Genomic DNA, 25165 nt, shown 5'->3' on the forward strand with positions numbered 1-25165 from the left:
ATATCCTTCAAATAACCCGGTTTTTCGTCAAAGTTATACGAAACCGTATATCCCATTGTTATACGAATCCCTCCCCTCTACTTCGTATATCCGCTTTGGTTCGCATAACTCCATAGGGAGGATATGCGAAGTGCAAAACCAAGATCACTTCACAACGAATGTTGATTGGAACCATGCTGTGCAGCTCTTTCTTCAAGACTGCAAATCTCGTAACTTAGCCAAGGAGACCATCCGTCGCTACCGCAACGGTCTGGAAAAGTTCCATCAGCACCTGGCCATTCAAAAACTGCAATGGTTCGACCTGACCCCTGCGCTCCTTACCCATCACATCATACCGAGTATGCTTGAAGAAGGTCTCTCACTTCGGACAGTCAATTGCAACCTGTGCATTTACAAGGAATTTTTCAAGTTTCTCTACGGAGAAGGACTGGCGGCATCCGATATTGGAATGGGGTTAAAGCCGTTTAAGCTTCAACCTTCTATGGCTCATACCTTCACAGACGAGCATTTGCAACACTTGTTTGCCTTACCGAACCGCGCCACCTTTACCGGATTTCGCAATTACGTGATCATGTTGACGCTGCTTGATACCGGCATCCGGCTGAAAGAATTGGCCAACCTGCAAATTCCAGATGTCTTGATGGAGGAAGGTTCCCTTCGGATTCTGCAAGGGAAAGGAAGAAAGAGCCGGCTTGTCCCGATTCAACTTTTTGCCATAAACGCATTGAAACGTTATATTCAAGAACGCGGGGCGCTCGGACACAATTCACTGTGGGTCACTTTGGAAAATGAACCCTTTCAAACAGGCGGCATCCGAATGATGATTTCCCGCTATTGCGCCGCGGCCAACATTCAAGGCGTTCAATGCTCCTGCCATACATTCCGGCATACGTTCGCCAAGAAATATGTGATGAATGGCGGCGACATTTTCACGCTGAAAAGCATTTTGGGCCATGAGCGGATCGAGACCACGGAAATGTATGTGGAACTGTTTGCGCGTGACTTGAACATCCAGCACGAGAAGTTTAGCCCGATCGAACATCTTGCCGAGGAACTCCCCTTTTATCGTGCAGAGGAAAGTGAGGTGCAGATCTAATGAGCACCAAGCGCCGACAAAATACGCTCACCAGCATCGAAAATCCAAGCGCCGTGAAGCAGCAATTAAGCTTCGACGAACTGCTTCAATCTTTTATTCTCGATTGCAAGGCGAAAAACCTTTCGCCGCTGACTCTTCGTTTTTATCAAGACAGTGTCCGGCAAATGAAAGAGGCTTTTCGGGAACAACAAGTCCCTCTGGATATGTATACGATAGCGGTCCGCGACATTAAAAATCACTTTATTGCCTATCTCTTCGATAAGGGAAAATCGGACAATACGGTGAATGGTCGAATTAAAGCGGTGAAACAGTTTTTGAGGTATTTGTTCGAGGAAGGCTGGCTCACTAAAAACATTTCCGAAGAGCTGCATGTGGTCAAAGCGGAAAAGCTGATGCTGCAAACCTTCACCAAAGAGCAGGTTGTCTCGTTGCTGGAACAACCAGATCGAAAAACGTTTACCGGCTACCGTGATTTTACGATGATGACAGTGCTTCTGGAAACCGGAATGCGGATCAGCGAGCTATGTCATTTGAAAACGAGTGATCTATTCTTTCGCGAACAGGAAATTCGGATTGCGAGAGGAAAAGGCGGGAGAGCAAGAAGAGTGCCCTTTCAACAAACGTGCGCCAAAATCATTCGCCGTTATTTGGACATTCGAGGCGATCTGGAAACGGATGCATTGTTCGTCAACATCAATAATGAGCCGATCAGTACGCGAGCATTGCAGGATAAGATGCAAACTTACGGTCTCGCGGCAAACATCACGGGAGTGAGAGTCTCTCCCCAACCTTCCGGCACACGATGGCGAAGTTTTACATTCTGAACGGAGGCGACCCGTTTACCCTTCGGCGTATTTTGGGACATGCCACCCTGGACATGGTCGATTATTATGTCGAGTTATTCAGCAGCGATATTAAGCAGCAGCATAAAAAATTCAGCCCAGTGGAAAACATGAAACGGATTATTTAAACCGTGAAAAGATAAGGCACTTGCAAGGTGTCTTCTCTTTCTGAGTTACAGTAACCTTCCCTTGTACAAATGCCGCATCGGTGAAGATTTCGTATGCTTCGACCGCATCTCCGGCCGCCACAGATTGACATAGCGTTTCACCATATCCTGTGAAGTATGGCCCAGTATGTCCTGTAAACTGTACGGATCGCCCTCATTGAGAATATACATCTTGGCAAACGTATGCCTGAGTGTATGCGGACTTACTCGCACATCCGTAATGCCGGCTTCCTCACCATATTTGCGAAGCGAGGATTGAAATGCGCGAACGCCCATCGAACGCCCATCAAGTGTTACGAAAAAATACTGTGTTGGCAGTTCTCCTCTTGCTTTGATATACCGGATCAGCAGTTTACGCACGTCATCGCAGAATGGAATATCCCTCGGCTTCTTGCTTTTCCCGATAACTCCGAGGAGTTGGCTTTCCTTGAGGTCCACTTGATTCATTTTCAGCTTGGTCAGTTCGCCAACGCGCAAGCCACTGTCGAGAATGAGGGATAACATAACAAAGTCCCGAAAGCCGGTAAACGTATGTTGATCCGGTTGCTGGAGCAACGTCACCACTTGCTCCTCGGTAAACGATGGTATCGTGGGCTGATGACCTTTACGCAGTTTCAAGTGTTCTGCGGGATTGTACGGAATCCAACCTTCGTCGAACAAAAACTGAAAGAATCGCTTCATCGCTTTAATTCGGTTATTGATGGTGTTGAGTTTATAGCCTTTTTCCTCCACCATAAACATAATAAAATAGTTCCGCAAGAAATCCGATGTTACTTCGTAGATGTCTGCTTCAATTTCTTGTTCCTGCAAAATACGGCGATAACATGCCAAACTGCTTTGCTCGAATTTTATAGTATCATCGCTTGATGTTTCCGCTCGGCGAGCTTGAAGGAATAGTTTCACGGCCTCTTCCCACGTCAATCGGTAACCAGAACTTGAGAATGATGCTACATCATACAATTCGTTATTGCGTCTTTTGTGCACACTATCGTTCCTTTGAAACAGGTTAACCACATTCCCATTCATCCTTTATCCCTCCAATCCGTTTATCCATGACCTTGTTCCAATAAACTTTCTATTATTCATTTCATTTTTTGGTTTTAATCGGACCTAATACGCCTCACGAAGGGGAAGAATTGCCGTAAAGCCGAAGCCAAATTGGACCTAAGGAAAACCGCCCCACTGAAAGGGCGGTCAACAGGATTGAATATCGTTTTTCCGTTAGTAATGATGAATTTTTTCATTATTCTTGTGAGTAGCATCAATCCAGCATTTGTTGAAGCGGAACCAAACCAGTTTATGCACTAAGTACTTAGTCATTACGCCATCACAATGTCCCATCCACATTTTAGGAAACTGCATCAGCAAATATGGTTTAACCTAGCCAAAACTAAGTAAACCAAGGCTTCGAAACCTTGGTTTACTTTAACCATGTGACATTATCCTTATTGTGATTAAAACTCCAGTTTAATCACTACAAGAAACACTCTCTCGTGTGAGCATGAGATAATCTGAACCTCTATGAAGCCTAATACGAAATTTCAATGACGCCATGCAGCGAAGCAGAATTGTTTAACTGCGATACGATACAGTCGGCAACATCCGCTCTGGAAACACCTCGTATCATTTTAGGTTTAACCATTGGTTCATTCACCGATATTCTATAGTTATGCGTTACCGGCCCGTTCGTCAGTCTGGGAGGACGAATAACGCTCCAATCCAGATCAGATCGGCGCACAGCATGTTCCATGCGTTCCATATCCGCATAGAGGTTTTTCAACAAACGCTTTAAAAATTGTTCAAGAAAAAATCGGCTCAAAAAGGGGGTTTGTGGTGGGAGCTCTAAAGCACTCGACGATACACAAATCAATCGCTTTACACCATACTTATACATCCCCTCCATAATGTTGCGGGTTCCCTGTGAATAAACCGTTGTCGGTTTGCGCTGCTGAACCCCCAACGCGGACACCACCGCGTCCTTTCCCTCCATAACCGGATGGAAGGTCCCAGAATCAAACACATCCCCTTTTACGATTCGAAGACCGAAGTGGGTGGTGCCCGGGTAACGTCGAAACTGATCCATGAATGTTGTTTACATCTGAGAAGTGGCCGACGGTCAGCACCGATCCAAGCCAGTTAATCCTGTTAATTGTTTGTTTACATATTATGTAGCCACATGCTTCAGCCACATACTAAAAAAAGTGCCTTCGCCGCGGGAACGGCCGTCCATTTGCTTCCAAACACCCAAGGCGCACAAATGTTGTCGCCCTGGGCATTTTTCATATGTTCCATGCGCCCGCTCCGGGTACAGACCGGGGACTACGTGAACGGCATCTGGCCTATGCAGGGTGCGAGCAAGCCATCTTCTCGGACGGCGCGATTGATGACATCTACCGCTATGCCAGCGGCAGTTATAACTAAACCAATGTCTTTAGAACTTCTCTTGAAAAGGGCAAAATTTCATGAATACGATTGTCTCGAATTTTGACAGTCCACGCAGGATCAGCCAACAGAGCACGACCCACTGCAACCAGGTCAAATTCTCCTTGTTCCAGTCTCGTAATTAGATTTTGGATATTGGTGTTTTTTGTCTCTTTTCCTTGGAATAATGAACTAATAAGGTCTTGATCCAGGCCTATTGAGCCAACTGCAATGGTTGATTTTCCCGATAGTTTCTTGACCCATCCTGCTAGAGTTAGAGAAGAGTTCTCAAATTCAGGTTCCCAAAATCGACGAGCAGAGCAATGAAAGATATCGACACCCGCTTTTACTAAAGGTGTTAAAAAATCTGCAAGCTGCTCAGGAGTTTCTACTAATTTTGCTGTATAATCTCCTTGCTTCCATTGAGACAAACGAAACGAGATAGGAAAATCGGTTCCTACTGCACGTCGACAAGCCTCAATCACCTCTACCGCAAAACGGGTACGACGAATGAGGTTACCCCCATACTCATCTGTACGCTGATTCGTCTTTTTCCAGAAGAATTGATCAATTAAATAACCATGTCCACCATGTATTTCAATTCCATCAAACCCTAGCCGCTTTGCGTTGAAAGCAGCTTGTGCATAAGCTTTAATCACGGTATGAATTTCTGATTTTGTCATCGGTTCCGTTACTTTCACACCAGATACGGCAAGCCCTGAAGGTCCAATCGGCGGCACGTGTGAATTCGGTTGATCTCCTACATTACGCTGCATTCCAACATGCCAGAGTTGCAAAATGATTCGGCCGCCTACCCCGTGAACCTCATCGACTACCTTTGCCCATCCGTTAAGCGCGTCTTCATCATGAATATTAGGAACATTAGAATCGTTTCCAGCAGCTGGATGATTGATAAAAGTGCCTTCTGTCACAATTAACCCGACATCATTTTCAGCTCGACGCCGATAATAATCTGCTACATTCTGTCCAGGTATACCTCCCGGAGAAAAACTGCGAGTCATCGGAGCCATTACGATTCGATTTGATAGCGTTACATTACCGAACCTGAAGGGTTGAAACAATGACTCCACAGAACCAGCGGGTTGAATTTCTTTATTATTTTCCACAATAACAGTCCTCCTAAAAGAAATGAATTAATTTTTTGCTCCCAAAAACGGTTTATATTTCTCCAGATAAGCAAAAAGAAGATAGCTATTCAGGCAAACGATAACCAATGCAGGGAAAATGGAAGCAGTGTCCAGGAATAAATGAAATAAAAACATATTCACGGAGATGGGCATAAACAGAACTAAAGCAAGTGGAACGAAGCGATTGATCAGTAAGCTTGTTCCCACTAGCAATTTCATTATAAGTACGACCACCATGATATAACCGGTCTTGATCAGCGCATCCATAAAGTTAGTTGCTGGTTCTGCATAATGTGACTCTGGCGCGAGATTTAGCAATCCAACAACTCCAAATGCCAATAACATCAATCCAAATAAAATACGAATAACGGTTATAGATTTCTTCTTCATTCGATTCACTCCTTGTGTATTAACCTATTGTTTGCTTTCTATGAAATAAAATATGTTGAAATACTTCTGCTAACATTTCCGCTTTATTTTCGATCTGTTCATTTGTACGCCAAGCGACAAAACCATCGGGTCTTATTAGTACGACACCTTCACTGCGTATCCCATACGCTTCATTCCAATTATTGTCTATATCCGCTAACTCTCCATAAGCACTTATTTGGTATGCTTGTATTGGAATTTCTAAACGTAAGGAAACATTTGATGCTGCAATTAGCCATTCTTTTCCTTTATCTCCTGTAAACAACACGAAGTTTTTCCCTAATAAATCAATTGTTGAGGTACGTTTCCCTCGATAGCTGCACCAAACATGTGGAGCTCGTTTACCAGGTACGCCATCTAATCGCAGTTCATCTAATCGAATCTCTATATTTTCTTCTGAGACAATGGCATCCGATTGGTATAAATAACCGATAGCAGGGATAAGGGGATGCACACGCCCCTCTCCATCTGCAAGATTCAGAACAGATTGATTCGTAGCAAATTGAGCTACTGGTTTGCGTTCCTGCTCATAAGTGGTCAACAAATCAGGATTGGCTTCATCGCGTAAAACAGCAGCTAGTTTCCAAGCTAAGTTGTGAGCATCTTGTATTCCTGTATTTGCGCCATATGCTCCTTTTGGCGGCGTGACATGAGCTGCGTCTCCTGCTAAAAAAACAGATCCCACTTTTGATAAAGCTCCGCAATTCGTGAGGCGGCTTCCCATGGAAGAAGGCTTAGTATTGTAACGTCTAGATTGGGTAAACCGATTGCTTTACGTATGAGATCAATGCAACGATCCTGTGGAAAATCATCGGATGATTCTCCTTTTTCAGGATGGTAAGCAACATGAAAACACCATCGATCTTTGTTATTAACAGATAGCAATACTCCCGGTGATTCAGGATTCGTAATGTTGCATAGAATAAATTCGTTGCCTTCTACCAACTCCCTCAGATCGGCTTGAAAATAAATGTTGATATGATGCCCAAAAGAGCCCCCATCTGTAAACTCAATTCCTAAAGCTTGACGCACTTGACTTTTGGCTCCATCAGCGGCAATCATGTATTCGGCATATAAGGTTTCTGTTTGTCCCGTTTTCCGATCTCTTATCACCGCTTGAACACCAGCTTTTGTTTGTTCAAAAGCAATAAGCTCTGTATAAAATCGGATATCACCACCTCGTTGTTGGGCTTCCTTGAGCAAAACGGGTTCTGACTGATCTTGAGAACATGCACAACCTGTAACTGGACTGATGTTTTTTACTTGTTCTCCGATTAATGTTTTTAATTGATGTCCATTAGGCGCTATTCGTTTGAGCCCGTTTAGATCTGTCTCCGCCAGCACCTTCACTTCAATAGCGCCATTGCTTTTTCCCAGTACCTCTCCGGCAGCTCGAATCTCTTTTTCAATTCCGAGCTCTCGAAAAATCTCCATCGTACGGACGTTCATACCATTTGCACGAGGATGAATAGAGGTGCCAGCATGTCGTTCAATAAGCAAATAAGAAATGTTTTGGTTTGCTAGACAAAGTGCTGTGGATAAACCTGTCAAACCACCACCTACAATAAAAACGGGGATCTGTTTTTTAGACATCTTTGTTGAACTCCTTTTCAACATTTGTACTGTTCAAAGACGATAAGAAAGCCTAAAATATAGTTAGCGGTATAGTTATAGTGTGCATGTTAATAGTGTGTATACTCACCAAATGAATGTAAAGTGAGTATACACACTAAAAAGCAGGGCGTCAAGGAGGATTTTATGGATACGTCAAAAGTTTATTTTCCAACAGAACCACCCACACCTGAGTTTCTGTTAGAAATATTGTTCAAAACGACTCACTCTGTTCATTCTCAGTTTGAGGCTCATCTGTCTGCACAGGATGTGCCTGCTTATTTGACTGGGCCAAGGATGCGATTTTTGAAATGTATTGAAGAAGCAGGAAAGATCAAAATGAGTGACTTGGCGACAAAATTAGGAATCAAAAAGCGTACCGTAACTCAATTTGTTGATGCTTTAGAAAAAGAAAATGTCATCGTACGTATACCTGATCCGAATGACCGTCGTGCTACACTGATACAGATTACGGAAACTGCTGAACCTCTTATAAAAAAAACCGGGGAAGCCATGATCGAAGCAGCTGCAAAGGTATTGGCTTCCTTTCCTTCAGAAAGCCGCAGCCATTTGCTTTGTCTTTTGTACCAACTTGCAGATGTTAAGGAATCGAACGATGATATGAACTGACGACCGTTTGCCTTGGTTAATTCGGACTTGCCGGCGGCCGGACAATAATCTCATTCGCGTCGACCTCGACAGGCTGCTTTGTGGCATACATAATGGAACGGGCAATCGCAGATGCCGGAATGGCAATCTGGCGGTACTCTTTCATGAATTGGCGGAATTGCTCATCCGAGACGCTGTCGGCAAGTTCGGATTCCGTTACGCCCGGAGAAATCAGTGTCACGCGGATATCGCCGCCCATCTCGAGACGGAGTCCTTCCGTGATGGCCGTACGGCGTATTTCGTGGCGCAGTAACACCGCAGCGGTAGGCGTTATGCCGCCCATCTTGTCCAATGGGGCGATATTTGAAACACGCCCATTAAGATTTCTATGTCATTCGCATAACTGAACAAATTTTAAAAAATAAGGATCCTCTGACTGCCGCTACAGCCGGAGAATCCCTATTAAAGTAACGTGCCCTTTAGGCCGCTGGGTCAACCGCACAACTAAGCTGGAACGTAGGTCAACCTGATCACCTGCCCGCCAATTCGATCGCTTGCCACGAGGCGCAGCGGCGGCCGCGGACCGGCGAAGAACGGCTTGCCGTGACCCAGTGTAATGTCCCCGCCTGTCAAGACACCAAATTCATAAACTTAAGATATACTCTTGCCTCCTCGATTTTAGATTAGTTTGCCATTTCTTGCAGGTTGTCTTTGGCATAGTAGACACTCGCAGGTGTCTGATCGTCAAGCGATTGATGGCCCCTGTTCCAGTTGTACTTGTTGATGTATTTTTTGGTCATCTGCTTTAATTCTAATACCGTTTCAGGGTATTCCAAATAGAGCCTCTCCCATTTGTAGCTGCGGAAGAAACGTTCTGTCTTGGCATTGTCTGTTGCCCGCCCTTTGCCATCCATACTGATCTTAATGGTCTCATAGCTCTTGATGCAGTCGATATAGTCCTTTGATGTGAATTGGCTTCCCTGATCACTGTTGATGATTTCCGGTGCTCCGTGGACTTTGATGGCATCTTTCACAGCCCTGACCACAAAGTCAGACTGCATCGTATTACTCAGTGCGTATCCAATGATGAACCTGGAATACCAGTCAATGATGGCTACGAGGTAGATGAAGCCTGTCGGGGTTCCACAGTACGTGATGTCGATGCCCCAAACTTGATTAACTCGTGTGACTGGCACGCCTCTGAGTAGGTAAGGATACGTTCTCGCCTTTGCGTCTCGCTTGCTTAGATTAGGGCCAGGGTAGAATGCGATGACTCCCATTTCTTCCATGTAGCGGCGGGTACGCTTTCTACCAATCTCGAAGCCCAGCTTGTTCAACTCAGTGCGAATCCGCCTGCAGCCATAGGATGGCTCGTCGTAGTGGATTCGGTCAATCGCATTCTTGATCTCGATCTCTTCTTGGGACGGCCTCGTAGGCATCTTGCTCTGATAGTAGGCTGTAGATCTAGGAAGATCCAATAGCTCAAATTGATGCTTAACGGACAGCTTAGGGTGGTGTAGATCAATCAGCGCTTTCTTTTCTTCAGTTCCAAGGCCTGTTGCTGTTTTTTTTTGAGCCAGTTCACATCCACAGTCAGCTGCCCGATTTGATTGATTAGCTCCTCCTTTTCAGCAGCATGTTCTTGTTTAATCTTTTCGACCTCTGTGTTCTTCTTATTGAAGACCGCCGGCATGTTCTCTATGAACTCTGCTTTCCACCGGCTAATCAACTGTGGACTGACTTCGTACTTCTGGGCAATCTCATTCAGGGTGCTCTCCTCCCGAAGTACTTCTAAAACAATCATGGCCTTCTCTTCAGGATTATAGGACTTCCGCTTATTCTTCATAGATTCATTTTATCTTATTTTCATAGATTTGTGTCCAACCCTATGGGTCCATTATACGATGCGGTTAGGCAGTGCAGGGTTGTCCGCCTGATCCAGCTTCCTCGAAATCCTTCGGGCGGACCAAGGGACGCGACAGCGGCCCGCAGCGTGAATGCGGTGTTATCTGCAGTAGACCGGCTTCTTCGAATCAACCGACTACGCTCGTCTTGTTGATCTAATCATTTTAGAAAACAGTAGAGGTTTATCTTCTTCGAAGGAACTTAAAAGTTGTTCACCAAAGACACAGATTGATTGTTCCCAAGGATGTCCCAAATAACCCCAGGAGAAATCTCTACTAATAAAAAAATAATAATCTCCATCTGGGTATAACTTAATCGGCCAATTATCATCCCCGACTGGCTGTGTATGAGGCTTAAATGAATATGAGGAATGCTGCCAATCTAGTGCATACACAGATTCTCCAATGTCCGTACATTTAACAAACGCTTTCAAAACCGACCGTTCTAAATCATTATAAGTTTCATTAAACTGTGCCCCGTATAAGTTGGAAATATCGTAAACTACATGAGGAGAAGGAGCAATAAAACTAGGCCAGTCCTTCGCATGTATACTAGGTTTAAATCTAAATTCAGTATAGATCTTATTCCATATAGAATTATCGAGATTGTCGTCTAGTTCTTGCCAATACATCGTTGCTCTCACCTCACTTGGATTTCGGTCTATTGCAGATAACGTTCTTGCATTAACGAACCTGCGAAAGCAGGTTGTCACGTGAATCTACTTCTCTGTCAAAAGCACCACCAGTGACCGAGGAGCGCATGCGACGATGCGCTAATGCTGTGTTATATGCTGGTGCAATCCCGACTTCTTCGAGTTAAGCCATGGACGGCGTCCCTCATGCTTTTTAATCAAATTCTTAAATACAATTATGTTTTTTTATTTTTGGGGTTAGCTTCTAAGGTAGGATTTGGCTTCTAAACTACAGCCTCTTTGTGGACTCTTACAGTGAAAACAAAAAACTTGTTCTTTTTAAGTTTTCAGATTTGAATTAATAACAACCTTGCTTCTCGAATACAGCTTTCAATTCGCGCCTGCGAACGCCACCGAGTCTGCTTCGTAATTAAGTCTTTAACCCGCGCCTGCGAACGTCACCGAGTCCGCTTCGTAATCAAATCTTTTCAATCCGCGCCTGCGAACATCACCGAGTTCACTTCGTAACTACGTCTTTCTATTCCACACTCAAGTTCAATCGTATTAATCATTGATTATTATATTTTAACATGTGTTTCCAGTTTTTGATGCCTTTAACTAACTAATCTTTAATCGAATTTTCTTCAACAACAGGACGTTGTGGACGTTATACGTTTTAAACCATTTCGGGGTTGTCACTGGCATATAACTACCTTATTTACGTAGTTCGTAATTGCGTTAAATATCAGATTATTGACGAACCGCGTTTATTAAACATGGAATTCCTTCACATTATAACAAATATTTGCTTGTATGGAATTTAATTAATTCTACTTGTGGTTGTATTCACAATGATAGCGTCACTCCTGATAACCTCCTCTATTCATGTATTTCCTATAACTACCTTATTCACGTACTAAGGAAAAAACAAACTTGAAGCTATTTTTTTGAAGCATAATGGAACATTCATCTTAATAGCTGTTAAAGGATTCATTCCATATTGACCTCACTTTGGTTGTATATATAACACTATTACGTATTAGAAAATTATACCATATAATATGGCGATAAGATTGTATATACATCGGACCAATTACTAAATAAAGTATACGATTTATAGCTCAAACGCAAAAACAGCGATGGATTGGCTCCATCGCTGTTTAGCATAATCAGCCCTACCTACTGACTTATATGCTGTATTCGATACCTTTGCATGGTTAGTAGTTTCTATGAGTCTTTTCATAAGTAAAAAAGAAATATAAAGATTGAAAAAAAAGCCAAATGAAAAACCCAAGTGATCATCCCCTTGTTTGGTGTTAAATTTCCTATCCTACTTATCAGTTCTCAATTCTTCCAGTTTCCACAAAATGATCTACGGCTGCTTGCTCAATCGGCAGCCCTTTTTTATAACGCTCCATAAACAACAGAAAGCCGTTTACATCCTTGCTGTCAGGATGTATCTCTTGTCCTTTTGTGCCATCCTTGAATACTTTTGTGGCTAGATAATGAGTCAATTCCTCTTGTTGCTCCTTATTAACCATATAAGAAGCTAGAACTGACATCCCCCATGCGCCTCCCTCACCAGCTGTAGACAAAACGGAAACGGGAACATTCAATGCTGCTGCACACATTTTTTGGCCGACTAGCGGAGTCTTGAGCAATCCCCCATGTGCAAAAACACGGTCGATCGTGATCTGTTCTTTCTGTGTCAAAATATCCAACCCGAGTCTTAATGCAGCAAACGCAGAAAATAGATGGATTCTCATAAAGTTAGCCAGATTGAAGCGACTTTCTGGAGAACGAACGAATAATGGACGCCCCTTGGCTATCCCGGTTATGTTTTCGCCTGAATAGTATCCGTAGCTAAGCAATCCACCACCGTCGGGGTCTGCCTCCAGCGCTTTGTTAAACAGGACATGATATAGCTGACTACTATCGGCATGTAATCCCATTGCCTCATAAAATTCACGGAATAAGCCAAGCCATGCATTAATATCGCTGGAGCAGTTGTTAGCAAGAACCATTCCTACAGGGCTGCCATCAGGTGTGGTTACGATGTCGATCTCAGGGTACACAGCAGACAGATCTTTCTCCAGTACAAGCATGGCAAAAATCGACGTGCCTATCGAAATGTTTCCAGTACGCTTTTTTACACTATTAGTAGCAACCATTCCTGTTCCGGCATCACCTTCTGGAGGACATAGCGGAATACCTGCTTGTAGAGCTCCTGATGGATCTAATAGTCGGGCGCCAGCTTCACTAAGATTTCCAGCATGTTCACCTGCGACATAAACTTCAGGTAAAATATTTTGTAGTTTCCACGGGTAATTTTTATCAGCAATTAAATGGCTAAACTTGCTGACCATATCTTTATTATATTGGCGTGTAGATCTATCAATCGGGAACATACCAGAAGCATCCCCTACTCCAAGAGCCTTGGTACCAGTCAGCATCCAATGAATGTAACCTGACAATGTGGTCATATAATCTATCTTATTGACATGCTCTTCATTATTCAAAATCGCTTGATATAAATGCGCAATGCTCCAACGTTGAGGAATTTTGAAATTGAATAGTTCGGTTAGTTCTGATGCAGCAGTACCCGTTGTGGCGTTTCGCCATGTACGAAATGGAACCAATAGATCTCCTGATTGATCAAGTACGATATATCCCTGCATCATGGCAGAACATCCGATTGATCCGACTTTTTGCAAAGTTACACCATATTTATTCTCAATATCTTGTTTTAGTTGGCGATAGGTTTCTTGCAACCCCTTAATCATTTCAGTGAGATCGTAGGTCCAATAACCATCGATCAATTGATTTTCCCATTCATAGCTGCTAGAGCCTATTGTATTAAAATGATAATCAATCAACACTGCTTTGATTCTTGTTGAGCCAAATTCAATGCCAAGCGAGGTTTCTCCTCTAACTATCGCATTTTTTATAGTTGGAACCAAGATCTCATTACTCCTCTCTATAGTTAACATTACATCGAAACAGTTTCCTTCACATGTCCAGATCAAACATCCAATCCGACATTTCCTAATCTACTTAGACACCTTGATCAACTGCACTTCAATTTATGGTTTCCATTAGACAGTTGCTCAGTCATAGTATAACAAATATTTGCTTTATTGGAATTAAAATAGTTATCTGAAAGTAAAAACTAAAAGCCCTACTAACACATGCACAGGAGATTTTTTATAAAAAAGCTTGCTTCGGACGTTACGTCACAATCTATGATTAGATCTATATTAAGTAATTTGAATTTGAGAGGAAGGTCATGTATGGAGCAACAGCTAGCATTAATTAGAAATCGTCCGTTTATATTTCTATTTCTCGGAAGTTTTTTAGCGATTATTGGTTTCACTATGTTTTTCATGACGACAACGTGGTTTGTTATATCTGATTTAGGTTCAGCAAGTTCTTTGGGCATAATCCTTATAGCCATTACTGTCCCACGTATTCTCATGATGGCATTTGGTGGAGTTCTCGCTGATAAACTCAAGAAGACGACAATTATGTTCAGTACGAGTTTAATCCAAGGGATAATCCTAATTTTCATTTTTTTATTGAACAATGCTAATCAATTATCATTTGTATATCTTGTCATTCTTGGATTGATTTTTGGAACATTAGACGCGTTTTCTGGACCAGCAGGCACATCATTAATCCCAAAAATAGTAGAGAAAAACCAAATAAAACAAGCAAATGCCGTTATTCAGGGATTGGGCCAGATTGGTTTTATTGTCGGCCCCATTATATCTGGAAGTGTCATGGAATACGCTGGCGTAACAACTGGTTATTTAGTCTCGGCTATTATCGTCTTATTGTCTGCCTTGTTTATGTTTCCACCTTTATTAAAAGAAGGTTCTGTGGACAATACAGTCAAACAAACACCCTTTAAAGATCTAATGGAAGGCTTTTCCTATGTCAAAGCAAGTAAATTTTTACTTACAGGTATTTTGATCTTAATTACGTTAAACTTCTTTGCCTTTGGAGCAATAACTATTGCAATTCCAATTCTAGTGGAAACGTATGGAGGCTCACCGATAAATCTTAGTTACATTGATGCTGCTTTAGGGGTTGGAATGCTAGTAAGTACAGCTATAATTGGTATAGTCAAAATACGTCGCAGAGGATTGACCTCTATTACCGGATTAATTGCAACACTACTCGTTGCTATAGCATTTAGTCAAATTCCTACTTTATATATTCTGACTGCATTAGCTTTCTTAATTGGATTCACCATGACATTTGTGTCAATCCCATTCTTTACCACAGCGCAAGAAGATACTGATCCTCGTATTATGGGGAGGGTCATGAGTATTGTCTTCTTAGCAATGAATGGCTTTGATCCGCTTGCCTATGCAAGTGTAACAGTACTTGTGTCTAGAGGTATTGATGTTCAACAAGTGATTTTGTCCTTTTCGATTGTTGGTTTAATGATTGCGATTACCATTTTGTGGAGAGGTCGTACATTTAGAAGCTATAAGTCTAATTATTAATCTACCTAAGAAAAAACCACTTTCACAAGTGGTTTTTTTTCTTAAGGACTATAGAACGGAACATTGCATCTTTGTAACTAAATTATTTATGAAGGGGACCTATCCCTAGATTTTGTAAGCTTTATCTTATACAATTCGGGTATCGTAACACCAAGTAAAACAAGGATGACTCCGAACCATTGAACGCCGCTGACATGTTCATGAAGAACGATTGATGACATCAGTACAGCTACGGGAAGCTCCACTGCTCCGATAATGCCCGCCATCTCCCCTCCAATATGTGGTACACCAATGGCAAACAGAATAGGTGGGATAAACGCACCGAAGAAACCAAGCAATAACCCAAAAAACAGCAACTGTCCCCAGATAAGTCCACTAAACAGGAAAGTTGGAGGAAACAAAACACAGAGCAAAATTAATCCGCCAGTTACCATCCAAGCACTACGAAAAACCGGGTGTGCTGAAGTGACGGCTTTACCGTTAAAGAGAACAAACAAGGAATAACTTACAGCGGACATTAAGCCAAGTGCGATACCCCAGCCACTAAATTTATCAGATCCTTGCTCCAAAAATCCTGCTGCTAGAAGTGTGCCACCAAACAGTACAAAAAGCGTTAAAAACGTAACTTTATCTGGACGTTGGCGCTTACTTATGGCTTGAATCAGCACTCCGATCCACGTAAACTGAAATAACAGAATGATGGCTAAAGATGCAGGGATATAACGTAATGACTGATAGTAAAGTAATCCAGTCGTCACAGTAGGGATACCTGCAGCCATCAGTAGTAGACGTTGTTTCCACGTCAAAGACTGCAATCTACCAGAATTGTATGCTGATGTCCTCCCTACATTCGACGTGCGTCTTCTCATCCGAAGCTTAGTATATAAGGCAACCAACCATGATAAGATACAGCCTACAATCAATTGGCTTCCAACAACCTCTCCAAGTTGGTAACCCTGTCCATAGGCCAAGACCACTATTGTCGACAGTATTCCGTAACTTATTGCCCCCGCGAGAACAGTCATATAATATTTCACAGCTATTAACCTCCTGATGCTATATTTATCCATGTCGACACAAAAAAATCCTAACTCTCCAGCTAGGAATCGGATATACACCAATTCATAGCTTCGTAGTTAGGAAGTTAAGGCTACCTGTAGAAACCCTCGCCCTATGTACACTTGCTGGCCTGCGAGGTTATACGAATAGAATATACAATTTTTTGCGTTTATACTGTCCATATGCCAGTTTTCATGACTCATGTGATAGCCACGACAATGATTAGTATTTTACATGGCATAGAAAAAAGTGTCAACCCACACTATTAAATATCTGAGGTTTGTTTAGTTTGAAGTTAACTGATTCCCGTTGTATTCATCATACATTACTCACTTAACAATAGATAATAATGGATTCCATTACTGTCTGTACTATTGCTACTGTACATACTCTGTGCTACTTTATCAAAGGTCAATGTTTTGTCATTCGTCAATATAATATATTTTGATTCTATTTTAGCGTTAGGCAATGTACCCGTCAGTTCTAATTTATATTTATATTTGTTTCCGTTGGGGTCGGTAAAGAAGCTGTTATCAGCAGTACATGCTGTAAGAACTACAAGTATTAATATCCCTAATAGTATCGTTATTTTTTTCATATCCATAATCTTCTTTTCTTCCCCCTTTTCGATCTTTTTTACCGATTCTTTGCACTTTGCTCCTTACCTTCATTTTGTTCGTTAATAACTTCCAATACATTGCCGGAACCAACGAACACCGATCCCCCCTTTTTTACGGTTTCCCTAATAAGTTGTATTAAATCGCTCTTGTCCATTCCGACGTCGGCCAACCAAGCTAATGCTTCAGCGGTCTCAGGCTCATGCTTGGCTCCCCAAACTGATAGCTCCAACAATATCGGAATAAAATCTAATCCGGAATCTGTTAATTCGTACAGGTCTTTTCGCTTATCAGAAGGATGAGGCTTCTTGCTGATCAAGCCTAAATTCTCAAGACGGGATAAGCGGTTCGTTAATATGTTTCTGGCAATCCCTTCATCAGACGCAAGAAATTCACCAAAGGTTCTTTTTCCTGCAAATATGATATCTCTTATAATTAACAACGACCAAGAATCCCCAATTAGATCAAGAGAAAATGCAATTGGACAGTTTGAACGTCTGTTTAGTTTGTGATTTTTCATCAGAATCTCCCTTGACTTTTCTAGTTGATTCTCATTATACTTATTTCAGTTTCAAAATGCAACTTAAAAAAGGAGGAGGAACTGAATTGAAATTTTTGTTAGTATACCGAAGTGGTAGTGTACCGGACGAACAAATTAATAAAAACATCAGTGAACTTTGGAGATGGCTTGACAATTTGAAAGAAAATGGACATGAGAAGGTTCGTTTTGCGGGAAGTGGATGTAAAATTATTTCGCAGCAATCGATTGATGATTACTCTGGCGACGTATTTGGTGTTTCTATTATTGAAGCAGATTCTTTGGAGAAAGCAATATCGTTAACAACGGATTGGCCGGAGTTGCAGTATGGCGGCAGGATTGAAATCCTTGAAGCGTTGGGTGACTGATATGTCAGACATTTATATTTTGAATTTGTTTGCAGATCTTAGAAACCAAATGCTGAATATGCTATCAAGATCAACGGGTCAATTGAACTACATTCCTAAAGGATTCAGAAATAATTTACATTGGCAGATGGGACATGTGCTGACCATTACTGATGAATTAATATTTGGTCTATCAGGTGCCGATACAAGACTTCCACTCGGTTATGGAAAGTATTTCACGACTGGAACAAGCCCTTCAAATTGGTTAGAGCAACCGCCAGAAGCTGAAGATATTATGAATAAGCTTAAAGAGCAGCAGTTGGAAATCGCTGAACTGTATGAAGGTAAACTAGAGCAACCATTAATGGATAAAAATAACTTCCTTCAAGCAAGTGTGATAGGCGAACTATTTCACGTGCTGATTGCTCATGAAAGTATGCATCTAGGGATGATAAGAGCGATGACTAATGTTATAGAAAACGACTAAATATTGGGCGTAATAAATGGCCACGGCGGGCTTGTATTGCACGGTGTCAAGCTATTGTAGACGTTAGCTTAATAAAATAGCGACAGTCACTTGAATTTCTGTCCTGGCTGTCACTGGAGTGTTACTTTGAAACATAACTGAACTACATCTTTGTATCAGTTAGAAGCTTCTTTTCAAAGGTCCTCTCCTCTAGCCTAGTTTATAAGCGAATTCCAGTATGCCCTTACTTTTTCAGTTTCCAAATCAGTATCTGGGTTGAATGTTTTAGACCAACTAATTAAGTCTTCAAGACGAGGATTTTCTTCATCCGCAAGATTTCGAAGGATATCAATACCTTCTCGAATTCCGCTGGCAATATGCTCTTCCATATCGATAAATAAAAAGTAATGTTCTTTTAACATTTTTTCTACTAAACGTTTAGCCAACACTTCCGGATTAGATAGCAACGGTTTCATCTTCGAAGCAAACCATTCTGCACCTGCAATATTCTCGCCTGGAGTGGTGAAATTATCGAAACGCGCAAAATCTTGATCCAGTCCAACTGGTTGATTACCCGCAATCATCAGGTTACCTCTATTGGCGACTTGGTCTGTTTCGATCTTAAATCGATCTATATTAAAGATTGCCGCGTCGAAGACAAGCATTTTTCCCAGATCGACGAAATTTTCTGGATTTTCTCTGAATTGAAATACCTCATCTTCTTCAAGTCCTTTATCCTTAAAATCACCTAGTACTTTTCCATCAATATATTCCCAGAGTGTAACAGAGCTTGCGTCTTTTAGTTTTTTTGCAAGATCAAGTTCTGGATACTCTTTGGCTTTGTCAATAAGAATCTGACCCTCTTCTGTATCTAACTTGAGGTAACGGGCACTTGGAATTTTAATGTCGAAGTCTTTAGCCAAATTATATGACATAACGGTACTTTCTATCGTATCTTTATCGTCAATTTTGACGTCAACTTTGATCACAATTTTGCTAGAGCCTTCTTCTATCAAATACGCTCCTTCCGCCCCTCCAAGCTTTTGGATACGGGTAACTCCAGAAAAGTCCGCATTGTCTAGCGTTAAAACCCGCTGAATGACAGGATTACTTCGACTTAGCAGTTGTATAGCCTTATCCAAGATGGGCGTATTGCTTTTTACTGGAACATTACTTTCTTCTTTACCTGTTCCGAACTTACCTTGCAATACCGAAGATGCTGTAGGTATATCAATTCCTTCAACTATACTCCTGCCTCGCTCATATGCTTTGGTGCCCATAATATCGGCTTCCTTTTCTAGTTTTGCATCGTCATTAATGACTGCACGATGCAATTGTCTTGTAGGTTGCACGCGGCCCTGTTTTTGTTGGACGACATGCCATCCCTCATGCGGCAAATGCTGCTCCTGTCCGGGTGCAATATGAATATCGTTGCCTTGAGCATATGCGTGTGCGTTCAGCGTCGCCGGTTTGCTTGAGTTATAATGAACCTTCACGTCCGACATACTATGGCCTGACAACGTTTCAATTCCCGACTTTAACTCAATCGGCATTCCTGTTGTGTTATGATCTTTTGCTGCGCGTTGCACGATCTGATTCGTATATCTATTGCCGGCAAATAACTGCATGACGGTTTGCTCGCCTACTATAGCTTGAAGCTGTGATACTTGATATGTCGTTGCCATACCGTTTATTTTGTTGCTATGCAGGTGATTGGCCGTACGCTGTGCCGGGATCGAATGACGTGTTGGAGACATTTTTGAAAAGTCAGACATTTTCATATAACCCCCCATAATTTAGTTGTAATTGCAAAAAACATAACACTACACACATGCCCTAGGGACTTATCGGCACAGTAAATCCGACACTTTTTTGATCAATGAATGCAGTTCTTCTGTACCTCTTTTTTGCTCAGTTGAGCCATGCCTTGATTTCCTCTTTACAATGTCCTTATACGATATCTGATTGGTATTCCCCCATTTTTTCCAGGGAACCTTATCATATTTATGGTGCTGGTAATAGTTCCATGGAAGAATACTCCCCGGCGCATAATTATACGTACCCATATTTACAGGGTCGGTTATCATCTGGCCCGTCTCAATATTATAAACAACTTCAAAGCGACCATTTGATGATATAAACTTCACATTATAAGCAGCATCATATTGACTATCTTCATATCGATGATATCTGGAACTGTACAGCTGCCATTTGCCGCATGCCGCTAGCTTAATCATTTCAACTAATTGTTCAGGAGCCTTTCCATATTGGTTAAGTTCATTACGAAAATAATGAATCTCTTCTGTAATATAAGGGAGTTGCTTAACATGATGATCAAATGTCTCAAAAAACAGATCATAGTTCGTATTCTCGTATAAAAGATCTTCATTGTTCAACAAGTCATGCATCATATGAGTTAGGATTGCGTGTGATGCGATTGCTTTGGATGAATCAAATATGTACCATTTTCGATGCTTAGAACGAATAGAAGCATACTGATCTGAGAGTTCAGAAAAGTATGCCTCAGATAAAAAACTTGCCTTTGTCGCTACAGGCACAATCGGATATGTCATCTCTTTCCCTAGTCGTTGATACTCATATATCGAAACTAATAACAGGAATATAAGTAAGATAACAATCGTTTTCAGCGGTCGCCTTTTGATTACTTTCCTAATTTGTTTCTCCTCCCCTTGTCTAGAGCGTTTTGTAGTGACAAGGAAGTTCCTGGTGTCAGCAACTTTATAAAGCAAGCTAACATACATAACAGTCAGTTAATTATTCTATGAAAAAATGGTAATTCCTTCTTTATAAAAGAACGCTGATTTGTTTCCGTCGAAGTACGATGTCCATTGACTATTCTTCAACTTCATTGACTACCTATCAATAATGCTCTGATTTCGTTCATTACATCCGCTCTTCCAGTCTCCGTGCTATCGTTAAACCGCTGTAGCAGCTGTTCGAGAAGCAAATGATATGCCTTCTCGTACGATTCACTACTGCTACACTCGAAATCTGGTATCACGCCTACACTATTCCAACTCCCTTTTGTTATTGGGTTAATCGGATAAGCATTTGGAATAAACGCTTGAAAATGGTCGTTTATGCGATGAACACTACCAGCATTTGCTTTGCCAGCTGTCTTTTCACCGATTATAGAAACTCGTTTAATGGCTTGCAGGCTGTAGGCGAACTCTTCAGCACATGAGCCAGTGTTCTGACTAGTTAAGATATAGACAGGCTTATTTGCTCCAAATCTCTCTCCAGGTACAAAAGGCAAACTCCATATTGACTGGATCATATCATATTGTCGCCAATAAATATCATTTAATAGCACGGGTGGTGAGCCATCTAACAAGTAACTTGCGATAAATGCACTCATTAACGAAGAACCACCATAATTTTTTCTGAGATCGATGATCAAACCATCTGTATCCGCAATAAAACTCATCGCATGTGCTGCAGTTTTTCCTGCTTGTTCCGGATATGCAAACTCGTTTATGACAATGTATCCGATATTGCCTGGTAGTCGCTCTACTCGTTCAAATCCGTAATTATTTATTTTTAGACGCAATAATAGGTTTTCATCTTTTATCGGATCGTACTGTTGAAGCGGTAGTTTTGATTCACTAAAGGAAACTGCTAAATGTTTGTCGTTACTTATTTTTTGTAGATCTATTGTAATGTGCTCGGCTAAATGATCACTGAATTTATCCTTGTAGTACTCCCCTTCTGAAAGCTTTTCAAGCAGCAAGGTCTTCATCATTTCAGCATTGTTTGGGAAAATGTAATGTTCGAGTAGCAGATTAACAAGAGATACAACAGTATTTTCGATAAAATCATCATCCATGTGCAATAAGGTCAATCGTATCTTCCTTTCCGCAACAGCAGTTAGTCTTTCACTCCAACTTTTTCCTCCTTAAACATATAATATGATACAAAATGACGAATTGTATATAACAGAATCTATATTTGAACGATTATTCTTTGTTTTAACTGACACTCTGTAGCAAAACAGGAGTCTATAGTTGGATATAACAGAACAGATACAGAGCCACCTCTGATAAATTCATGTCTTATCACACTAGTTTTCCTTCAGCATGGAATACTTTCGATAAGCATTATAGGAGCTGCTAGTAAAGAAAACACCTACAATGGCGGGAAGCAACCTCAAAAGGGCAAATGGCGTTTCAAATATTAACGCCTTCCAAAATAACGAACCTTCCATGCTCCAAAGACCTTCAGCTAAGTACAAACCTGAATCCTTGTTAAGCATAAAAAAATATGCCAAAAACAGGAAACCTAAACCAAATGAATACCCCATCCATCTTTTATAATAATTACGTATTGATTCACGATCCGAGAAGATTTCGTTTTGATCATCATCTTCTTTTTGCCAATATCGAATGCCTCCAAGTCTGGAGCCATGTATATAAGTCCAGCCAAAGTCTTCATATATCCCTTTGTAATCGTTGAACTTTTTTCTTGATAAATATTCTTGATAATCCAGTCGCATCACATAGCTCTTGTCGGTTTTTTCAAAAGTATAGATACCTAATCCACTTATATTTGTACAACGATAGCCTTGTTGTAATTGCTCGTTCAGCCATTGTTCCTCTTTTTCAATATCAGTAAACATCTTAAATTTCTTCATTCGATTCACTTCCTTCATATAGGGATAAAATATGCAGTAGCCTGCTCTGTTCCAATTTCAAAATGGCGCTTCCTTCTGTAGTAATCATATAAACTTTTCTGCGACCTGACTCTCCAACTGATTCAATCCAACCATGCTTATCCAGGTTTTCAAGTGCACCATATAATGTTCCAGCCGCTAAAATAACAGCGCCCTTACTCATTTTTTCTATCTTCTGCATGACAGCATAGCCATGTAGCGGCTCACGCAGCGCTAATAAAATGTAATGCATCGTTTCAGACAACGGTAACAGTTTATGTTTCATGTTCTCACCCCTGTTATTCAGTTCAACTATACAGTTCAGCTTAATAATAAAATAATACAGTTCAACTGAATAGTCAACACCAGTTTTATTTTTAATTCAAGGGATAACTGCATCATAAAAGGCTAAAACAAACTAAAAAAGTCGTTTTCCTCATGTAAAGGAAAACGACTTTTTGTGTAGCGCTAATTGATGTGTACGCGGTTGGATTCATGCCAGCTTAATGCATAGATCCTTGATGGCTATGCGCGCCATCAACCTTCACACGTTTTATAAAGAACGAAATAACTAACCCAATTAGTGAAAGGACTAGTGCGAAAATAAATGCATGCTGCACTCCATAGGTGAAACCAGCCAGAATGTTTTCTGGATTTTCTGCATCTGCAACATTACTTAAGAATCGAGTTTGGCCAGCACTTAGTATGCTTACCGCGACAGCCGTACCAATAGCACCAGAAACCTGCTGCAGCGTATTCATAATCGCTGTACCGTGCGGGTAAAAACGTGGTGGCAGCTGATTTAGCCCATTCGTCTGAGCAGGCATCATGATCATCGAAATTCCGATCATCATAAAGATGTGAAGGGTAATAATCATGCCTAAAGGCGTCGCAGGTTTAATGCCTGTGTACAAAAATAATACAACTGAAACAACAATTAACCCGATCGTGACAAGCCATTTTGGACCGAATTTGTCGAACAATCTCCCCATAACCGGAGATAAAAATCCATTCAGCAAGCTACCAGGCAACAGAACAAGACCAGCAGTCAAAGCCGTTACAGCAAGCCCTTGTTGTAGGTACATAGGTAGAATAAGCATGGATGAAAGCATCATCATCATACAAATAAAGATAAGAATTAACCCAAGCGTAAACATAGGGTATTTAAATGCGCGAAGATCCATCATCGGCTCTTTTACTTTGAGCTGGCGAATACTGAAGATTACAAGGGATAGTATTCCTATTGCCATCGTGACAATTACAATAGGGCTGCTCCACCCTCCGCCTGTTTCACCATGACCTCCTGCACTACTAAATCCGTATACGATACCACCAAACCCTAATGTGGAAAGAACAATAGAGAAAACATCGATTTTTGGCTTCGTTACTTGAGAAATATTAGGTAAAAAAAGCAGACCACAAATGATAGAAATAATGAAAAACGGAAGTGAAATCCAGAAAATCCAGTTCCAGCTCAAATTCGCTAAAATTAATCCGGAAATACTTGGTCCACTTGCAGGTGCAAACATAATGACTAGTCCAATCAGTCCCATTGCGGAGCCACGCTTCTCAACAGGGAAAATGACTAGGATTGTATTAAACATAAGTGGCAGCAATAAAGCAGTACCAACAGCCTGTAATACACGAGCTACCATCAAAATCTCAAAACTTCCAGCAAGCGCAGCTACAAGTGTACCTGCAATTGAAAAAAGTAGAGATGCTGTAAATAGTTGCCTTGTTGTAAACCATTGCAGCAGCATACCTGAAACCGGTACTAATATACCTAGTACGAGTAAATAACCAGTTGTTAACCATTGAATCGTAGTTGGTCCAACCTCTAGTATGCCCATAAGAGGTGTTAAAGCCACGTTAAGTGCTGTTTCACTAAAGAGACCAATAAAACCGCTTAGCAGCATAGCGAATAAAATAGGAAATACTTTGTATTGTTTGGTTTGTTGCTGATTTTGTGAAGCAGCAGCAGAGTTCGTTAGATTGTCCAATATGTCATCCTCCAATAATAATCCAATTTATCTCTTTAACTAAAACTTGTCTGTATATCTGTATATGTTTTTGTAGCGAGCTCCTCCCAATTTGAAAAT

At 41.3% G+C, this 25165-nt stretch carries 23 protein-coding genes, 2 pseudogenes and 1 riboswitch; of the genes and pseudogenes, 6 read left to right on the forward strand and 19 right to left on the reverse strand.

Annotated features, from left to right (window positions below):
* Positions 1–130: 130 nt before the first annotated feature.
* Both ACFP56_RS05085 and ACFP56_RS05090 read left to right on the forward strand, forming a co-directional pair.
* Positions 131–1096, forward strand: coding sequence for a tyrosine-type recombinase/integrase (locus ACFP56_RS05085; protein WP_379231877.1), 966 nt, complete (start codon positions 131–133; stop codon positions 1094–1096).
* A complete protein-coding gene (locus ACFP56_RS05090) occupies positions 1096–1920 on the forward strand; it encodes a tyrosine-type recombinase/integrase (protein WP_379231879.1) in 825 nt (274 codons plus the stop codon). Before ACFP56_RS05085 ends, ACFP56_RS05090 begins: the two co-directional genes overlap by 1 nt.
* Before the next feature lie 191 nt (positions 1921–2111).
* Here ACFP56_RS05090 and ACFP56_RS05095 read toward each other — a convergent pair whose 3' ends face one another.
* The 6 genes from ACFP56_RS05095 to ACFP56_RS05120 all read right to left on the reverse strand — a co-directional run bounded on the left by ACFP56_RS05095 (position 2112) and on the right by ACFP56_RS05120 (position 7696).
* Positions 2112–3131: a tyrosine-type recombinase/integrase gene (locus ACFP56_RS05095; RefSeq protein WP_379231881.1), complete on the reverse strand. Its 1020-nt coding sequence runs from the start codon at positions 3129–3131 to the stop codon at positions 2112–2114.
* 502 nt (positions 3132–3633) lie between these two features.
* Positions 3634–4188: an NAD(P)-dependent oxidoreductase gene (locus ACFP56_RS05100; protein ID WP_379231883.1), complete on the reverse strand. Its 555-nt coding sequence runs from the start codon at positions 4186–4188 to the stop codon at positions 3634–3636.
* Positions 4189–4522: 334 nt separating this feature from the next.
* Positions 4523–5653, reverse strand: a complete 1131-nt coding sequence (locus ACFP56_RS05105; protein WP_379231886.1) for an NADH:flavin oxidoreductase — start codon at positions 5651–5653, stop codon at positions 4523–4525.
* A gap of 27 nt (positions 5654–5680) precedes the next feature.
* Positions 5681–6064, reverse strand: coding sequence for a hypothetical protein (locus ACFP56_RS05110; protein ID WP_379231888.1), 384 nt, complete (start codon positions 6062–6064; stop codon positions 5681–5683).
* Between the two features lie 19 nt (positions 6065–6083).
* On the reverse strand, positions 6084–6788 hold the full coding sequence (locus ACFP56_RS05115; RefSeq protein ID WP_379231890.1) for an FAD-dependent monooxygenase: 705 nt from the start codon (positions 6786–6788) through the stop codon (positions 6084–6086).
* A complete protein-coding gene (locus ACFP56_RS05120) occupies positions 6770–7696 on the reverse strand; it encodes an FAD-dependent oxidoreductase (protein WP_379231892.1) in 927 nt (308 codons plus the stop codon). The genes ACFP56_RS05115 and ACFP56_RS05120 overlap by 19 nt, the downstream gene beginning before the upstream one ends.
* Before the next feature lie 165 nt (positions 7697–7861).
* Here ACFP56_RS05120 and ACFP56_RS05125 point away from each other — a divergent pair, with 165 nt between their 5' ends.
* Positions 7862–8344: a MarR family winged helix-turn-helix transcriptional regulator gene (locus tag ACFP56_RS05125; protein WP_379231894.1), complete on the forward strand. Its 483-nt coding sequence runs from the start codon at positions 7862–7864 to the stop codon at positions 8342–8344.
* A 16-nt stretch (positions 8345–8360) separates the two neighbouring features.
* On the opposite strand, the pseudogene ACFP56_RS05130 reads toward ACFP56_RS05125, so the two are convergent.
* The 4 genes and pseudogenes from ACFP56_RS05130 to ACFP56_RS05145 all read right to left on the reverse strand — a co-directional run.
* Positions 8361–8699, reverse strand: a pseudogene (locus tag ACFP56_RS05130) (SDR family oxidoreductase); the annotation flags it as partial.
* Between the two features lie 307 nt (positions 8700–9006).
* Positions 9007–10169 (reverse strand): annotated as a pseudogene (locus ACFP56_RS05135) (IS3 family transposase).
* 195 nt (positions 10170–10364) lie between these two features.
* A complete protein-coding gene (locus ACFP56_RS05140; protein ID WP_379231899.1) occupies positions 10365–10859 on the reverse strand; it encodes a DUF2716 domain-containing protein in 495 nt (164 codons plus the stop codon).
* 1337 nt (positions 10860–12196) lie between these two features.
* The gene (locus ACFP56_RS05145) at positions 12197–13819 is read right to left on the reverse strand and encodes a xylulokinase (RefSeq protein WP_379231901.1); all 1623 of its coding nucleotides are present in this window, start codon (positions 13817–13819) and stop codon (positions 12197–12199) included.
* 330 nt (positions 13820–14149) lie between these two features.
* Here ACFP56_RS05145 and ACFP56_RS05150 point away from each other — a divergent pair, with 330 nt between their 5' ends.
* Positions 14150–15370, forward strand: a complete 1221-nt coding sequence (locus tag ACFP56_RS05150) for an MFS transporter (RefSeq protein ID WP_379231903.1) — start codon at positions 14150–14152, stop codon at positions 15368–15370.
* A gap of 86 nt (positions 15371–15456) precedes the next feature.
* Here ACFP56_RS05150 and ACFP56_RS05155 read toward each other — a convergent pair whose 3' ends face one another.
* The 3 genes from ACFP56_RS05155 to ACFP56_RS05165 form a co-directional block, all read right to left on the reverse strand.
* Complete coding sequence (locus ACFP56_RS05155; protein ID WP_379231905.1) at positions 15457–16176, reverse strand: EamA family transporter; 720 nt, start codon at positions 16174–16176, stop codon at positions 15457–15459.
* Positions 16177–16483: 307 nt separating this feature from the next.
* Positions 16484–16595: riboswitch (purine riboswitch) on the reverse strand.
* A gap of 159 nt (positions 16596–16754) precedes the next feature.
* Complete coding sequence (locus tag ACFP56_RS05160) at positions 16755–17033, reverse strand: hypothetical protein (RefSeq protein ID WP_379231907.1); 279 nt, start codon at positions 17031–17033, stop codon at positions 16755–16757.
* Positions 17034–17065: 32 nt separating this feature from the next.
* Positions 17066–17566 carry a winged helix-turn-helix transcriptional regulator gene (locus ACFP56_RS05165; RefSeq protein ID WP_379231909.1) on the reverse strand — a complete coding sequence of 167 codons (501 nt, stop codon included), beginning with the start codon at positions 17564–17566 and terminating at the stop codon, positions 17066–17068.
* A gap of 86 nt (positions 17567–17652) precedes the next feature.
* On the opposite strand from ACFP56_RS05165, the gene ACFP56_RS05170 reads away from it, so the two are divergent.
* Positions 17653–17952 carry a hypothetical protein gene (locus ACFP56_RS05170; RefSeq protein ID WP_379231911.1) on the forward strand — a complete coding sequence of 100 codons (300 nt, stop codon included), beginning with the start codon at positions 17653–17655 and terminating at the stop codon, positions 17950–17952.
* Positions 17912–18418: a DinB family protein gene (locus ACFP56_RS05175; RefSeq protein WP_379231913.1), complete on the forward strand. Its 507-nt coding sequence runs from the start codon at positions 17912–17914 to the stop codon at positions 18416–18418. Before ACFP56_RS05170 ends, ACFP56_RS05175 begins: the two co-directional genes overlap by 41 nt.
* 194 nt (positions 18419–18612) lie before the next feature.
* Here ACFP56_RS05175 and ACFP56_RS05180 read toward each other — a convergent pair whose 3' ends face one another.
* The 6 genes from ACFP56_RS05180 to ACFP56_RS05205 form a co-directional block, all read right to left on the reverse strand.
* On the reverse strand, positions 18613–20178 hold the full coding sequence (locus tag ACFP56_RS05180; protein ID WP_379231915.1) for an eCIS core domain-containing protein: 1566 nt from the start codon (positions 20176–20178) through the stop codon (positions 18613–18615).
* A 63-nt stretch (positions 20179–20241) separates the two neighbouring features.
* A complete protein-coding gene (locus tag ACFP56_RS05185) occupies positions 20242–20970 on the reverse strand; it encodes a hypothetical protein (protein WP_379231917.1) in 729 nt (242 codons plus the stop codon).
* Positions 20971–21263: 293 nt separating this feature from the next.
* Positions 21264–22259 (reverse strand): S41 family peptidase, encoded by a 996-nt coding sequence (locus tag ACFP56_RS05190; protein WP_379231919.1) that lies wholly within the window; start codon positions 22257–22259, stop codon positions 21264–21266.
* Positions 22260–22478: 219 nt separating this feature from the next.
* A complete protein-coding gene (locus tag ACFP56_RS05195; protein WP_379231921.1) occupies positions 22479–23048 on the reverse strand; it encodes a DUF2812 domain-containing protein in 570 nt (189 codons plus the stop codon).
* Complete coding sequence (locus ACFP56_RS05200; protein ID WP_379231923.1) at positions 23035–23352, reverse strand: PadR family transcriptional regulator; 318 nt, start codon at positions 23350–23352, stop codon at positions 23035–23037. The genes ACFP56_RS05195 and ACFP56_RS05200 overlap by 14 nt, the downstream gene beginning before the upstream one ends.
* 217 nt (positions 23353–23569) lie before the next feature.
* On the reverse strand, positions 23570–24982 hold the full coding sequence (locus ACFP56_RS05205; protein WP_379233260.1) for a DHA2 family efflux MFS transporter permease subunit: 1413 nt from the start codon (positions 24980–24982) through the stop codon (positions 23570–23572).
* Positions 24983–25165 lie beyond the last annotated feature (183 nt).

Origin of the sequence: Paenibacillus septentrionalis, assembly GCF_042659865.1 — a bacterium.
Lineage (GTDB): Bacteria > Bacillota > Bacilli > Paenibacillales > Paenibacillaceae > Pristimantibacillus > Pristimantibacillus septentrionalis.